This is a genomic window from Falsibacillus pallidus (genome assembly GCF_003350505.1).
Taxonomy (GTDB): Bacteria; Bacillota; Bacilli; order Bacillales; family DSM-25281; genus Falsibacillus; species Falsibacillus pallidus.
On the sequence record NZ_QQAY01000012.1, the window covers coordinates 44,572 to 59,597 of the forward strand.

The window sequence follows — 15,026 nt, forward strand, 5'->3', positions numbered from 1 at the left end:
TTTTTACTAATACAAAAAGTGCCTGCGACTCCCCGAAATATGTCTACTCTCGAAATATTTCGGGGCGCCAAAGGCACCATAATATTATTCTATAACTTATTGACCTTCGTTATACTTTCTAACCTGACCTGGCAGTGTAAATAAATCTATGAGGCAGCCGATGCCCAGGAAGCCAAGTGTGAAAATGTACGCAATGCCCATTCCTACTTTTCCAAGATAGAATTTATGAATTCCGAGAGACCCCAAGAAAATCAGTAAAACATATGCAATGACCAGATCTTTTTTAGCCAAAATAGTAATCCTCCATTAAAGAAAAATGATTTCTCAAAAATATTACAGTGTATTTAAATATTTGAATAGGTGCTCTTTATTTCCAATTGAGAATTTCAACTCTTTGTAATTTCTATGTTGACAACTTGTATATACAGGATTACAATAAGCTCATAACATGTATATACAAATCCAACTTCAATTCTTTTATGAAAGCGCATTATTTTTGAAGTTTGCAAGCTGCTATTATAGGGAACTTTTTTTATAAAAGAATTGAAAACGGTTACTTTATTTAACAAAGGGAGGAATTTTCGTGAGCGTAAGCAGAGAGTCTGTTCATCAAATCGTTGAAGCAATTGGCGGAAAAGAAAACATTCAGACCGCTACTCACTGTGTCACTCGCCTTCGCCTTGTGCTGAAGGATGAAAGCATTGTAGATAAAAAGAAACTCGAGAACATCGATATTGTCAAAGGGTCCTTCTCTTCCAATGGACAGTTCCAAGTCGTCATTGGCCAGGGTCTTGTCGATAAGGCATACAAGATTTTAGTTGTAGAAACAGGAATCGGCGAAGCATCCAAGCAGGATGTCAAAGATGCCGCGGCTCAAAACCTGAACCCGCTTCAGCGTGCGATCAAAGTATTGGCGGACATCTTCATTCCGATCCTGCCGGCAATCGTAACAGCCGGTCTATTGATGGGTCTGAACAACATCCTGACTGGCCAGGATATTTTCTACGACGGAAAATCATTCATCGATGTCCATAAAAACTGGAAAGACTTAGCTAGCATGATTAACCTCATCGCAAATACGGCCTTCGTCTTCCTGCCAGGGTTGATCGGATGGTCAGCCGTCAAACGATTCGGTGGAAGTCCGCTGCTCGGGATTGTACTAGGGCTTATGCTCGTCCATCCTGACCTTTTGAATGCATGGTCCTACGGGGATGCACAGGCAAAAGGCGAAATTCCTTACTGGAACCTATTTGGACTTAAAGTTCAAGCTATTGGATATCAAGGACAAGTCCTTCCGATATTATTTGCTTCCTACTTACTTGCAAAAATAGAAATGTTCTTAAATAAACGCGTCCATGATTCGATTAAACTACTTGTCGTGGCACCCGTTGCATTATTGATCACTGGTTTTGCAACATTCATTGTAATCGGTCCAGTAACATTCTGGATCGGCACAAATTTAACGGATGGTGTTGTGTGGATTTTCAATCATTTCGCTTGGTTGGGCGGTCTAATCTACGGTGGCTTGTATGCAGTGATGGTTATCACTGGGATGCATCATACATTCCTTGCGGTCGATCTACAATTGGTCGGCGATAAAGGAGGAACATTCTTATGGCCGATTTTAGCACTATCGAATATAGCACAAGGTTCAGCTGCCTTAGCCATGCTGTTCGTTGTTAAAAAAGAAAACGAAAAACTGCGCGGACTCGCGGGTACATCTGCTCTTTCTGCCTACCTTGGCATTACAGAGCCAGCGATGTTCGGGGTCAACCTTCGCTTCCGCTATCCATTCATCAGTGCATTGATCGGATCTGCTATTGCCGGAATGATTTTGGCCATCAGCGGTGTAAAAGCCTTCTCCATCGGGGTTGGCGGAATTCCAGGATTCCTTTCCATCATGCATGAATACTGGGGCGTCTTCTTCATCGGCATGGCCGTTGCAATCGTTGTCCCATTTGTATTGACGATCATCTGGTCGAAATTCGCTAAAAATGATGTAGAAGCTTAATTTTCAAAAATGAAACTGGGAGGCAGCCGCTTCCCTTTTTCCTATTAAAAATAGCAAAACACAGTTTAACAACGAGGTGAAAATCAATGAATCAACAACCATGGTGGAAAAAAGCTGTTGTTTATCAAATTTATCCGAAAAGCTTCAATGATACGACCGGCAATGGCGTTGGGGACATCAAAGGAATCACAGAGAAGCTCGATTACTTAAAGGAACTAGGCGTCGAAGTCATTTGGCTCACACCGATCTATAAATCTCCACAGCATGACAATGGATACGATATCAGCGACTATTTTGGCATTCACGAAGAGTATGGAACGATGGAAGATTTCAACGAACTTCTTGATGAAGCCCATAAACGCGGTCTGAAAATCATCATGGACATCGTCGTCAATCATACATCGACTGACCATGAATGGTTCCAGCAGGCAAAGCAATCAAAGGACAACCCTTTCCGTGATTTCTACATTTGGAAGGATCCAAAAGCGGATGGATCGGAACCGACGAATTGGCAGTCGAAATTCGGCGGGAACGCTTGGCAGTATGATGAAGAGTCAGGCCAGTACTACCTCCATCTATTCGATGTCACACAGGCGGACTTGAATTGGGAGAATGAAGAGCTCAGAAGCAAGATCTATGACATGATGAGATTCTGGGCGGAAAAAGGCGTCGACGGATTCAGGCTGGATGTCATCAATTTGATATCAAAAGATCAGGAGTTCCCGGATGACGACGGCTCCACTGCTCCAGGGGACGGACGCAAATTCTACACAGACGGCCCGCGTGTGCATGAATTCATGAAGGAAATGAATAAGGAAGTCTTTTCGAAATATGACATGCTGACGGTCGGTGAAATGTCATCTACCTCCATCCCGCATTGTATTCGGTATTCAAATCCAGCGGAAGATGAACTGAGCATGACCTTCAATTTCCATCATTTAAAGGTCGATTATCCTAACGGTGAAAAATGGAGCGTTGCTGACTTTGATTTCCTCAAACTGAAAGAAATCTTGTCGGAATGGCAGACTGCAATGCATGAAGGCGGCGGATGGAATGCCCTATTCTGGTGCAACCATGACCAGCCAAGGATTGTTTCGCGCTATGGAAATGACGGAGAGTATCGGGTGGAGTCAGCAAAAATGCTCGCGACTGCCATGCACATGCTGCAAGGAACTCCTTACATCTATCAAGGGGAAGAAATCGGGATGACCAACCCGAAATTCAACTCTATTGAGGAGTATCGCGATGTGGAATCCTTGAACATCTATAATATTCTGCTCGAGCAGGGGAAATCGAGAGAAGAAATCCTGGAGATTCTGCGCCACAAATCCCGTGATAATTCACGGACGCCTGTCCAGTGGGATGACACTGCAAACGCTGGATTCACTGATGGAACGCCATGGATTGAACCTGCTTCCAACTATAAAGAAATCAACGTAGAAAAAGCTGTAGCTGACGCGGACTCCATTTTCTATCACTATCAAAAACTGACTGAACTCCGGAAACAATACGATGTCATCACAGATGGCGACTATCAGCTGCTTTTAGCCGACGATCCACAGCTTTTTGCATACACACGAAACACAGAGGAAGAAACACTCCTAGTCGTGAACAATTTCTACGAAAAAGAAACAGTGTTTGAGCTGCCAAGCGAGGTAGACGTTGAGGGCCGTGACAGCGAAATCCTGATCTCTAACTACAAAGATTCATCAGACGATTTCCGTAAAATCAGCCTGCGCCCATACGAGTCGATTGTATATCGATTGAAAAAGTGACCAGGCACCAAAAAAAGCGGAAGCGCCCTGAAAGCCCCGTCCAGCTTAAGACGGAACTCGTAGGAAATCCTGATTTCCGTAGAGTTTGGACTTATGACTTCGAGGGGCTTGGCGCTGAAGCTGGACACGCCCCGGTTTTTGTCGATAAATGCAGAAAAATGGTGCCAGCTTGAACTGGCACCATTTCTTATATCGAGTATTATTTTCCTGTTTGGCCGGAGCCTTCTTCCATGGCATAGGTCGCAATCATTTTCCACTCTCCATCTTCTTTATGGAACGTGTTGATCTGCCTTGTAAGGCTGTTGACGGTTTGCTTGGATTGAGGATCTGTAACAGTCGTGGCAATTTCTGAAAACACGTTGGCTTCCTGTTTTTTCTCATCATATTTCATGATGATCGTGTTTTTCGGATTCATTTTGATATCCATATGGTCGAATGTATTTTTCAAATATTTCTTTTCCTCATCGTAATTGAAGGACTTCGGATTCTTGGAAATAGTATTCATGTAGGCATCCAAATCTTCATTGTTGAAGGCTTGGAAATGCTCGTCCACCACTTTCAGAAGCGCCAAACTTTCTTCTTTCGGGATATTGGAAGCTTCTTTAATCGGAGGTTTCTGCATCTTGCCATCGCTTGGCACAGAAGCATCCCCTTCCGATGCTTTTTGCTCTGTTTTTGGAGCAGATGATTTCTTATCTTCTTTTTCGTCGCTGCTGCAAGCTGCCAATGAAACCAGCAGCGCCGCTGACATCGTTCCGGCTGCGAGCCATTTATGTATTTTCAATGTAGACACACCTTTCTTATACAATCCGCAATCTTATTTTAAAGAAAAGAAGGCGTATTCACAACCATTTCACCAATCGGTTGTCTTCTTCCAATAGGACCTGTGCTAAAATGGAGTTGGTGATAATATGACAAAGCAGAATAAATATAAACAAATATACGAGGAGCTTTCCCAGCAGATTCTTGATGGAAAGTACAAGGCTATGGAGACGCTCCCTTCTGAAAATGAACTCAGTGAGATGTATGAAACGTCAAGGGAAACTATCCGAAAAGCCTTGACCCTTCTCTCTCAAAAAGGATTCATCCAGAAAATCCGGGGCAAAGGGTCCATCGTCCTTGATATATCAAAAATGAGCTTTCCGATTTCCGGCCTCGTCAGCTTCAAGGAGCTGCAGCACTCTTTGGGTCGCGACATTCATACGATTGTCTATGAATTCGGGCTCGTCAATGCAGACGAACGCATTGCACAACAAATGAACGTCACTACAGGGGAAGAAATTTGGAAAGTTTTCCGCGCCCGTTCCATCCAGGGGGAAAAAATCATTTTGGACAAGGATTATTTCCAAAAGAAGCACGTCCCTCTTTTGACGAAGGAAATCTGCGAAAACTCCATTTATGAATACTTGGAAAATGAGCTGAACATGACCATCAGCTTCGCGAAGAAAGAAATAACCGTCGAGCCATGTACAGAAGATGACCGCAAGTACCTCGATTTGGCTGACTATGATCATATTGTAGTCGTGAAAAACTATGTCTATCTCGATGATGCAACCCTCTTCCAATATACCGAATCGCGGCACAGATTGGACAAATTTCGATTTGTGGATTTTGCGCGGCGGAAACATTAAAAAGCAGCTTGCGGGCTGCTTTTTTAGTTTGTTGTATTTGGGGCGGTCGCGTATAGGATTGGTGGTTTGGCGCATAGGCGAGGTCAGCCGGCGCATAGGCGGTCTGGTCTCGCGCATAAGCGGAAACTTTTTGCGCATAGCGCTCCCGAACTGGCGCATAGGGGCAATCGGACCCCATATTCAGACCCTCCCGGACCTAATTCGCGATGGTTTACACATTCTTTTTCTAGATATTCCACAAAATTGGACTGAATCAAGCCCGAATTGGCGCCGCCTCCCCCTATTTCACCACAAATATACTCAAAATTCGCCCCGTTTCCACTGCAGGCCCCCCATCAATCAGCTCTCCAATCTAAAAAGCGGCCTATCCCAAAGGAAGGCCGCAACATATCTATCATCTTTTCAATTTCATACCACTTACGAATAACTGAACACGGTGCAGTAGCTTGTCCAGTTCTTTGCTGAGCTGGACGGTATCGGAATGAGTCAAACCTTTTTCAAGGCCGGTTTGGATCATTTTTCTCCTGACAGCTTCAATATCCATTTCCATCGCCATTTTTGTGTCCAAACTACTCACCTCAGTCTTTTATCCTATTTTCTCCCATTATTACATAAAAATAAACAAAAAGGAATAATAATTAGCCAAAATTCACAGATTTTTGTAAACCATTAATACCTCATAGTTTACCAAAATACTTCCACAAAAAAGAAACAACTCTCTGGCGATCCAGAGAGTCATCTGCAAGCAAACTTTATCGAACTTCTACCCAGCCGTTCTTAATTCCGAGTACGACTGCTTGTGTACGGTCATTTACGTTCATCTTCTGCAAGATGTTGCTGACGTGGTTTTTGACCGTTTTTTCACTGATGTATAATGCTTCGCCGATACCGCGGTTGCTTTTTCCGTCAGCCAAAAGCTGAAGGACTTCGCATTCCCTGCGCGTCAACAAGTGCAGTGGACGGCGGATTTCAGGCTGCTGATAGCCGCTGCCGACTTGATTTTCGCTTGCCAGGCGGCGGAATTCGCTCACCAGGTTGTGCGTTACTTTTGGATGCAGGTATGAGCCTCCGTCTGCTACTACTTTGACAGCTTGTACAAGAGCATCTGCGTCCATTTCTTTCAATAAATATCCGAGCGCACCGGATTTCAATGCGTGGGATACGTAATTTTCATCATCGTGGATGGATAGGATGATGACCTTGGAATCTGGAAACTCGTCCACTAATTGGCGAGTAGCATCTACTCCGTTCGTATTCGGCATATTGATATCCATGATGACGACATCTGGATTATGTTTTTCATAAAGTTCGAGCGCTTCACTTCCGTCATCGCCTTCTGCTACGACAGTGAATGTTTTTTCAAAGTCTAAAATTCTCTTTACTCCTTCACGGAATAATTGATGATCGTCAATGATTACGATTTTTGTTGTCAATGACTACGCCTCCCTTACCTCTTCAAACAATTAAGCGGCCAGCGGAACTTGGATGATGACGAGTGTTCCTTGGCCTTCTTTCGAATCGATGCTGATTTCGCCGTCTAACAACTCCACACGCTCCTTCATGCCCATAATGCCAAAGGATCCCTGTTTTTTCATTGATGCATCGAATCCTTTCCCATTATCCTTCACAATGACAAGGACATGATTCGGGCGAACTTCGAGCTTCACATGGATTTCCTTTGCTTCTGCATGCTTCAGGGCGTTTTGGACCGATTCCTGGATTAAACGGAACAAGGCAACTTCATATTTAGAAGGGAGCCTGTTTTCTTGTCCAATATTTGTAAATAATATAGATGTCAGTTTGTTATATTCTTCGATGGTATGCAAATATTTTTTGAGGGTAGGAACCAAACCTAAATCATCCAGCGCCATCGGACGCAGATCGTAGATGATTCGGCGTACCTCATATAATGCAGATCGAACCATATGTTTCAAACTGTTCACTTCTTTTAATGCTTCGCCGGGACCGCTTTCCTTATATACCCTCTCGATAAGATCGGAGCGCATCAGGACGTTCGCCAGCATTTGAGCCGGACCATCGTGGATTTCACGCGACAGCCTCTTCCGCTCATCTTCCTGCGCCTCGATGATTTTCAATCCGAAATCCTGCTTCTGCTTGGCGTCTTCGAGTGCCTGGCCGACTTGCTTCATATCACTTAGCAGATAGTTGAGGACAATCGTTATTTGCGATATAAGATTTTCGGCCCGGTCAATCGTTTCTTGCAAGCTGCGCAGTCTTCTTTCTAAATCATCACGGCGTTCCCTTAATTGCTTTTCCATCTGTCTATTCATTGTGAATTTCATTTGAAGTTCATGCGCCTTCTCGTAGGCATCGCGAACCTGATCTTCTGAATATTGGTTGAAATGCTGACTGACTTCTAATAGCCGCTTTCTTGCAAAACGGACCTTTACATCTAGGTCGTCGCCTTCATTGATCACCTGGATGACCAATGCTTTCACATTTTTCAATTCTTCAATGATTGATTCATAGTCTTTTCGGCACTGTTCGCCGATATGGAAGATCTCTCCCTTGCTTGCATCAACTGTTTCAATCATTTTTTCTACTATTCCATCTAGTGCTTTTGTGTCAACTTTTTTCAAAGACATGGGATTTCCTCCAAGGATTGCCCTCAGGTTATTCCTATTTTATATCGAAATGATCTCCTAAACTATTATTCAGTTATGGAATTATAAAAGTTAGGTCTATCGAAATAGGTAGATAAAAATTATTTTATCATTAGTAGGACTTATTTCCTATATCCAATAATTCCAAGTTTAAAACATTTCATTTAGATATGGGGAATCCTGTCGATTTATCTGTTCCATCCCATGATAGCCGCTGTACAGACAGGATTTATTATTCCAGCAAAAGTCCTTCAACTGCACAGGGACATTATATCATGCCAGGAATTTCATAAGATTAAAGTTTCATTACATTCTATTATCAATTTTGAAACTTATCCTTATTATTCCAGAAAAGTGTTCTATCTATAATATCTCATTCCTGAAAAAGGAAAATACATTTAGATTCGGTTACATGCCTTTATTTATCGGGGTGAAATTTGTATAGTATTAAAAGTAATGTTTTTTTACAAATTCCGCACCGGATCTTGTCGAATTTGCAAGTATTCAAGCTACACGGTGATTGAAAGGAGAACCTCTCTTGCTACAAAGCTACTATACCGTCAAAGGCAGAGGCGACCATGAAATTATCATTCAAAAGTCTCGTTTCATTTCCTATATAAATCGAGTAGAATCCGAGGAAGACGCTCAAGCTTTCATCGCTAAGATCAAGAAAATGCACCCCAACGCAAACCACAACTGCTCCGCTTACATGATTGGCGAGCACAATCAAATCCAAAAGGCAAACGACGATGGAGAGCCTTCCGGAACAGCCGGAGTCCCCATGCTCGAAGTGTTGAAAAAGCGCGATTTAAAGGATACGGTTGTTGTCGTAACCAGATACTTCGGAGGCATAAAATTAGGTGGAGGCGGACTGATCCGCGCCTACGGGAAAGCCACGTCTGAAGGCATCAACGCTACAGGCGTCGTCGAGCGCCGGCTCATGCGCCTCATGCGTACGAAGATCGACTACACATGGCTTGGAAAAGTGGAGAACGAACTCCGCTCATCCATCTACCCCATCAAGGAAATCCATTACCTCGATCAAGTCGAAGTGGAAACGTATGCCGTTGAGCAGGAAAAAGAAAAATTTGTCGAATGGATGACAGAACTCACCAATGGCCAAGCCATCCTTACTGAAGGGGATGTGGTGTATTTGGAGGAAGATGTGAAGTGATTGAACGATTTGCAGGCACATCTGTAAAAAGTTCTATTTTACGAACCACCCAAAACATAGTAAAATTATCATGAAGTGTCATTTTTCGCCAAATACTTTAGGGCCATTTTTGATCGGCTCCTTCCTTTGGCGCTTTTAATTGACAAAATATTGGTTTTTTTCTGAAATGTGAATACTTCAAAAAGGAGCATTACTTAATGGATAGAATGACGAAGAAACAAATCCGGAAAAAGAAGCGTAGAAGAAGAATTTTTTGGTTTTTAATTTTTCCGATTCTCTTACTCGGATCTTCAGCAGCGACATATGCTGCCTACCTTTACAAGAAAACAGAAACCGTCTTCAATGAATCCCACGAAGAGATTAATCGTGAAAAATCACCTCTTAGACAAGCAAAGGTTGACCCAAGAGAAGATAATGTCTCCATTCTATTCATTGGGATCGATGACAGTAAATCCCGCCATTTCGGTAAAGGCACACGATCTGATGCATTGATTCTCGCAACTTTGAATAAAAAGAACAATTCCGTAAAATTATTGAGCATCCCCCGGGATTCTTATGTATATGTCCCTAAGATTCAAGAAAAGACGAAAATTACACACGCCCATGCATATGGTGGACCTAAGGCTACAATTGATACAGTGGAAAATTTACTGGATATCCCGGTCGACTACTACGTGAGGATGAATTTCTACGCGTTTATGGATGTTGTGGATGCGTTAGGTGGAGTTGAAGCCGACGTGCCTTATACACTCCATGAAAAAGATTCTGAAGACAACCATAATGCCATCAACCTTCAGCCTGGAAGACAGCTATTAAATGGCGAAGAAGCTCTTGCATTGGCCAGGACAAGAAAGCAGGACAGCGACATCCAACGCGGGCAGCGACAGCAAGAGATCATGAAAGCTGTAATGAAAAAAGCTACATCTGTTGGTGCAGTCTCTAAATACGACGATATCATTCAAGCAATCGGCGATAACATGACAACCAACATGACGTTCAGTGAAATGAAATCATTTGCAAGCTACGCAACGAAAGGCAGCCTTGATATCCAAAGTTTCACTCTTGCAGGTAATGATGCAACAATTGATGGGGTTTACTATTATGAGTTGGATGAAGATAAACTGGATACAACAAAAGAAATGCTGAAGCAGCAGCTTGGCATCAATGCAGGCGACGGCTATGCGAATGCAGATGACCAAGATTCATCTTCTACAGATTCAGATCCATCAGAAAGTGCACAGAATAATTCCGATTTCGATTCGAATAATTAAGCTCTATACGAAAACAACATTAGGTAAGAATGAAGGCCGCTGGGCATCCAGCGGTTTTTTTTATTTTGTCCATAGTTATTGGGGAAAATGCAGAGATATTGGATAGCGGGTATCAGATTTAAGAGTTGACGGTGTTTGCCTGGGCGGTGCGGTGGGTTTGGGCGAGGCTGGGTCTAGATTAGAATTATTCTAAGTAGCACATAGCGTGGGGGTTTTAGCGCATAGGGAGATAACTCTCGCGCATAGAGGACATGAGACGGCTCATAAGAATCCGTTTCCCGCGCATAGACCCCAATTTCCGGCGCATAGCTCCCAAAAAACCTCCTCCTATACGGGCAAGAAGGCTATAATTCACAAAAAACCACCCGGTCCTATCCATTAATATCAAAAACCGCTTCAACTTTGGCCTTCGGGAATGCTTTTTTCATGATATCCTTCAAGAATTCGCCCTGCCCAGCCCCAAATTCAAAGCCACTGATGGCATGATCCCCGACCACCTTAGTTTCTGCTCAAATTGAACACATTATTACTCCTCCCACCGCATTTAACGTCCATTCCCACTCGGTCCAAACACTTCCCCCACCTCTTATCACATTTTGTGTTCATATTTACGCTGAATAAACACTTCGTCCCTTCTTTCACTACATCACGTGTCTATTCCCGCCCAGTTTGAATACATTATTCCTCCCTCCTTTCCTTAAGTGTGTAATTGCACCAAAAAGCCACAGCATCAAATACTGTGGCTTCAAAAGAAAAAACCCGCAGCTGCGGGTTTTTATCGGTTTCTCATATTCGCATTTCGTGTTCTCACGAATTTTAAAATCGGCTGATAATCTTTTCCGACCAATCCTACACTTTCCACAAACAATTCGATGGCAAGTGTTAGAACGGCTAAGACAATGACTGCTCCCCAAAGTTTTGCCATGGAGAAAATGATGGCTGCCATACCGAACATTGCTGCGATTGCGTAGATTACCAAAACAGTCTGCCTGTGCGTAAATCCGATACGGAGCAAGCAATGGTGCAAATGCGATTTATCCGGCGCGGATAATGGCTGCTTGTTCACGAATCTTCGAATGATGGCAAAGATGGTATCAGAAATCGGCACCCCGAGAATAATAACAGGGATGATTAATGAGAACATTGTAATATTTTTGAACCCGAGCAGGGATAATACGGATATGATGTAGCCTAAGAATAAAGCTCCCGTATCCCCCATGAAAATTTTTGCCGGGTGGAAATTATAGAACAAAAATCCTACTGTACTTCCCAGAACAATCAGTGCGACACTCATTACAAAAGGATCGCCTTTCAGGAACGCCATAAAGCTGATGATGATCAGCGCTATGGATGAGACGCCTGCTGCCAGGCCGTCAAGCCCGTCAATCAAATTGATGGCATTTGTAATCCCCACGATCCAGATAATTGTCATCGGAATACTTAGGAATCCAAAATGAAGCTCTCCACCGAAAGGAAGGTTGATGTATTCAAGCTGCACCCCTCCGAAAACAACAATGCATGCTGCGACCAGCTGGCCGAGCAGCTTCAGTTTAGCTGAGAGTTCAACCAGATCATCCAGCATACCAGTTGCAATGATGATGATGCTGCCGATTAGAATCGGCATGAATGGTCCGCCTTCGGGCTTAAGGAAAAATAATCCGATGAGGAAGCTTATATAGATAGCCAGACCACCAAGTCGTGGCATAACTTTTTGATGGACCTTGCGGTGATTCGGGGCATCAGTAGCACCGATTGCAAGTGCGAATTTTTTTACGATTGGTGTCAACACAATAGAGGCAATGAAACATAACACCAGAGTGAAGTAAATCATGCGTAACCTCCTCGTACATATCATATCCAGTTTGTTTTGAATTTATATTGCTATATTTTTGTAAACCATTGTTTTAAAGACTGGCCTTTATAAAAATATTCCTTGATGATTATATCATTTAACTTCGTAGTTTCATATAAAATTTTTTTACAATTTCGTTGCATTCTATCATACTTTTATCCCGAATTATGTAATATGAAACCTTTCACATAATATATAGACGTTTAAAAGTCCAAAAAGTTGCATAATTTTACTAATTATTGAAGTCTATAGTCTTTTATTGTCGATTTTGATAAGATTAAGTAACGATGGCTTACACCTGTATATTAAGGAGAGAATTAGAAAATGCTGAAGATTTTTCAAAAAGCCACATCCAATGATTCTAGGTACCTCAAAAAGTACTATAAAATGGTTGAAAAGATTAATAACCTTGAAGATAAATACTCCTCTTTCTCTGATGAGGACCTGAAAAATATAACCGGGGAGTTCAAAAAACAGCTTCAAAACGGAAAAACCGTCGATGATATCAAACTGGATGCTTTTGCTGTCGTCCGCGAAGCCGGGAAGCGCGTTCTTGGCATGAGGCATTACGACGTTCAGTTGATTGGCGGACTGGTCCTTGCCGAAGGAAATATCTCTGAGATGGCAACTGGTGAAGGAAAAACGCTTGTCGCTTCCCTCCCCTGCTATGTAAGGGCTTTAGAAGGTAAAGGGGTCCATGTCATCACTGTCAACGACTACTTGGCGAAAAGGGACTGCGAGCAGATCGGGAAAATCCATGAATTCCTCGGGTTGACGGTTGGGCTGAATCTCCCGCTTATGCAGCCGGAAGAAAAGAAAGCGGCTTACCAAGCTGATATTACATACGGTGTCGGAACTGAATTCGGGTTTGACTACCTGCGCGACAATATGGCGCAGCGCAATGATGATAAGGTTCAACGCCCTTACCATTATGCCATTATTGATGAAGTCGACAGCGTCTTGATTGACGAGGCTAAGACTCCTTTGATCATCGCAGGGAAGATGCCATCAAGTTCAGAGCTTCATTATATTGCTGCACGGCTAGCAAAGCGATTTGAAAAAGAAGTGGACTACGATTTCGACGATGAAACCAAAGCGACAAGCCTGACGGAAACCGGCATCGAAAAAGTCGAGAAGGCTTTCGGGGTCGATAACCTTTATGAAGTGGAACATCAAACGCTTTACCATTATGTCATTCAAGCAGTGCGTGCCCATGTTATGTTTGAACGAGACGTGGATTACATCGTCCATGAAGGGAAAGTTCTTCTGGTCGACATGTTCACAGGGCGCATAATGGAAGGCCGTACAATGAGCGACGGGCTGCATCAGGCAATCGAAGCAAAAGAAGGCCTTCAGATTACGGATGAAAATAAAACACAGGCTCAAATCACGATTCAAAATTACTTCCGCATGTATCCTTTATTATCCGGTATGACCGGAACGGCTAAAACGGAAGAAAAAGAATTCCAGCAGGTTTACGGTATGAACGTCATCCCGATTCCAACAAACAAACCGAAAATCCGTGACGATATGAGCGACAGAGTCTACAAAGACACCCATGAAAAATATGCGGCAGTTGTTGAAGAAGTAAAAGACCGACACAAAAAAAGACAGCCGATCCTGATTGGGACAACTTCCATCCTTCAATCTGAAAAAGTGGCTAAGTACCTGGATAAAGAAAAACTTACATATGAACTGCTGAACGCAAAGAGCGTTGAACAGGAAGTTGAATTGATTTCACTTGCCGGCCGAAAGGGTCAGATCACAATTGCGACGAATATGGCTGGACGCGGAACCGATATCATCCTTGGTGCTGGAGTAGCTGAATTAGGCGGCCTCCATGTCATCGGTACTGAAAAACACGAAAGCCGCAGGGTCGACAACCAGCTTCGCGGACGCTCAGGACGCCAGGGAGATCCAGGTTCAAGCCAGTTCTTCATCTCATTGGAAGATGATATGTTCAGACGCTTTGCCAAGGACGACTTAGAAAAGATATCGAAAAAGGTTAAATTCAATGAAGATGGACTTGCCATCTATAAAAACATCCATGAATTTATCGAGCGAACACAGCGGATCGTGGAAGGCGCCAATTATGCCATGAGGGAATATAACTTAAAGCTGGATGATGTCATCAATGAGCAGCGAAACGTTTTATATTCGCTCCGTAATCAATTGTTGACTGGTGAAGGCATTGTCAAACGCTTCAAAGGCATGGTGGAAGAAACGCTGCAAAATGCAGTTATTGATGCTTGTCCAGAAGATCAAATCCCAGAGGAATGGCATTTGGATCATGCTGCTTCCATTGCCAATCAGCTTTTATTCACACCAGTTGCAATGCCAGAGGATGTGAATGAGCGCACAGAAATTGAAGATCTGTTTAAAAAAGCATGGGTCGAAACTGACGCAAAAATTGATAAGTTTGCAGAAACCATGAATCTTGAGCAGACATTTAAGTCATTTATGCTTTCTTTTCTTGACCACCACTGGATCAAGCATTTAGAAAAAATGACCCGTCTGAAAGAAGGCATCGGCCTCCGCTACTATCAACAGGAAGATCCAATGCGCATCTATCAGCGTGAAGGATTGGAGATTTTCCAAGAGACTTATGCCATTCTGCAAAGAGACATTTCCCTCGAAGGGATGAATTTTTTAAAGAAATTATAATAAAACGAAGTACTGAATAGGAGT

Annotated in this window: 13 protein-coding genes; 6 read left to right on the forward strand and 7 right to left on the reverse strand. The window is 43.0% G+C overall.

Annotated features, from left to right (window positions below):
- Positions 1 to 96: 96 nt before the first annotated feature.
- A complete protein-coding gene (locus tag DFR59_RS15200; protein ID WP_211318568.1) occupies positions 97 to 291 on the reverse strand; it encodes a TM2 domain-containing protein in 195 nt (64 codons plus the stop codon).
- Positions 292 to 583: 292 nt separating this feature from the next.
- Here DFR59_RS15200 and treP point away from each other — a divergent pair, with 292 nt between their 5' ends.
- Positions 584 to 2,011 carry a PTS system trehalose-specific EIIBC component gene (gene treP, locus DFR59_RS15205; RefSeq protein ID WP_114746523.1) on the forward strand — a complete coding sequence of 476 codons (1,428 nt, stop codon included), beginning with the start codon at positions 584 to 586 and terminating at the stop codon, positions 2,009 to 2,011.
- Positions 2,012 to 2,097: 86 nt separating this feature from the next.
- A complete protein-coding gene (gene treC / locus DFR59_RS15210; protein ID WP_114746524.1) occupies positions 2,098 to 3,786 on the forward strand; it encodes an alpha,alpha-phosphotrehalase in 1,689 nt (562 codons plus the stop codon).
- Between the two features lie 199 nt (positions 3,787 to 3,985).
- On the opposite strand, the gene DFR59_RS15215 is transcribed toward treC, so the two are convergent.
- Positions 3,986 to 4,570: a Cif family virulence factor gene (locus DFR59_RS15215; RefSeq protein ID WP_114746525.1), complete on the reverse strand. Its 585-nt coding sequence runs from the start codon at positions 4,568 to 4,570 to the stop codon at positions 3,986 to 3,988.
- A 127-nt stretch (positions 4,571 to 4,697) separates the two neighbouring features.
- Between DFR59_RS15215 and treR the strand changes: the two genes are divergently transcribed.
- Positions 4,698 to 5,417: a trehalose operon repressor gene (gene treR, locus DFR59_RS15220; protein ID WP_114746526.1), complete on the forward strand. Its 720-nt coding sequence runs from the start codon at positions 4,698 to 4,700 to the stop codon at positions 5,415 to 5,417.
- Between the two features lie 394 nt (positions 5,418 to 5,811).
- Here treR and DFR59_RS15225 read toward each other — a convergent pair whose 3' ends face one another.
- From DFR59_RS15225 to DFR59_RS15235, 3 genes are all read right to left on the reverse strand, one after another.
- Entirely contained in the window at positions 5,812 to 5,985 is a 174-nt protein-coding gene (locus DFR59_RS15225; RefSeq protein ID WP_245948498.1) for an aspartyl-phosphate phosphatase Spo0E family protein, read from the reverse strand.
- 184 nt (positions 5,986 to 6,169) lie between these two features.
- Positions 6,170 to 6,850, reverse strand: a complete 681-nt coding sequence (locus tag DFR59_RS15230) for a response regulator (RefSeq protein WP_114746527.1) — start codon at positions 6,848 to 6,850, stop codon at positions 6,170 to 6,172.
- Positions 6,851 to 6,880: 30 nt separating this feature from the next.
- Complete coding sequence (locus DFR59_RS15235; protein WP_114746528.1) at positions 6,881 to 8,023, reverse strand: sensor histidine kinase; 1,143 nt, start codon at positions 8,021 to 8,023, stop codon at positions 6,881 to 6,883.
- Between the two features lie 556 nt (positions 8,024 to 8,579).
- Between DFR59_RS15235 and DFR59_RS15240 the strand changes: the two genes are divergently transcribed.
- Positions 8,580 to 9,215: a YigZ family protein gene (locus DFR59_RS15240; protein ID WP_114746529.1), complete on the forward strand. Its 636-nt coding sequence runs from the start codon at positions 8,580 to 8,582 to the stop codon at positions 9,213 to 9,215.
- A gap of 206 nt (positions 9,216 to 9,421) precedes the next feature.
- Complete coding sequence (locus tag DFR59_RS15245) at positions 9,422 to 10,486, forward strand: LCP family protein (RefSeq protein WP_114746559.1); 1,065 nt, start codon at positions 9,422 to 9,424, stop codon at positions 10,484 to 10,486.
- A 371-nt stretch (positions 10,487 to 10,857) separates the two neighbouring features.
- Here the strand turns inward: DFR59_RS15245 and DFR59_RS20420 are convergent, their stop codons facing one another.
- Together DFR59_RS20420 and DFR59_RS15250 are read right to left on the reverse strand one after the other, a co-directional pair.
- Positions 10,858 to 10,983 (reverse strand): hypothetical protein, encoded by a 126-nt coding sequence (locus DFR59_RS20420; protein ID WP_425454715.1) that lies wholly within the window; start codon positions 10,981 to 10,983, stop codon positions 10,858 to 10,860.
- A 278-nt stretch (positions 10,984 to 11,261) separates the two neighbouring features.
- Complete coding sequence (locus tag DFR59_RS15250; RefSeq protein WP_114746530.1) at positions 11,262 to 12,317, reverse strand: glycosyltransferase family 4 protein; 1,056 nt, start codon at positions 12,315 to 12,317, stop codon at positions 11,262 to 11,264.
- Positions 12,318 to 12,662: 345 nt separating this feature from the next.
- On the opposite strand from DFR59_RS15250, the gene secA2 reads away from it, so the two are divergent.
- On the forward strand, positions 12,663 to 15,002 hold the full coding sequence (gene secA2, locus DFR59_RS15255; protein ID WP_114746531.1) for an accessory Sec system translocase SecA2: 2,340 nt from the start codon (positions 12,663 to 12,665) through the stop codon (positions 15,000 to 15,002).
- The last annotated feature ends 24 nt before the right edge of the window (positions 15,003 to 15,026 follow it).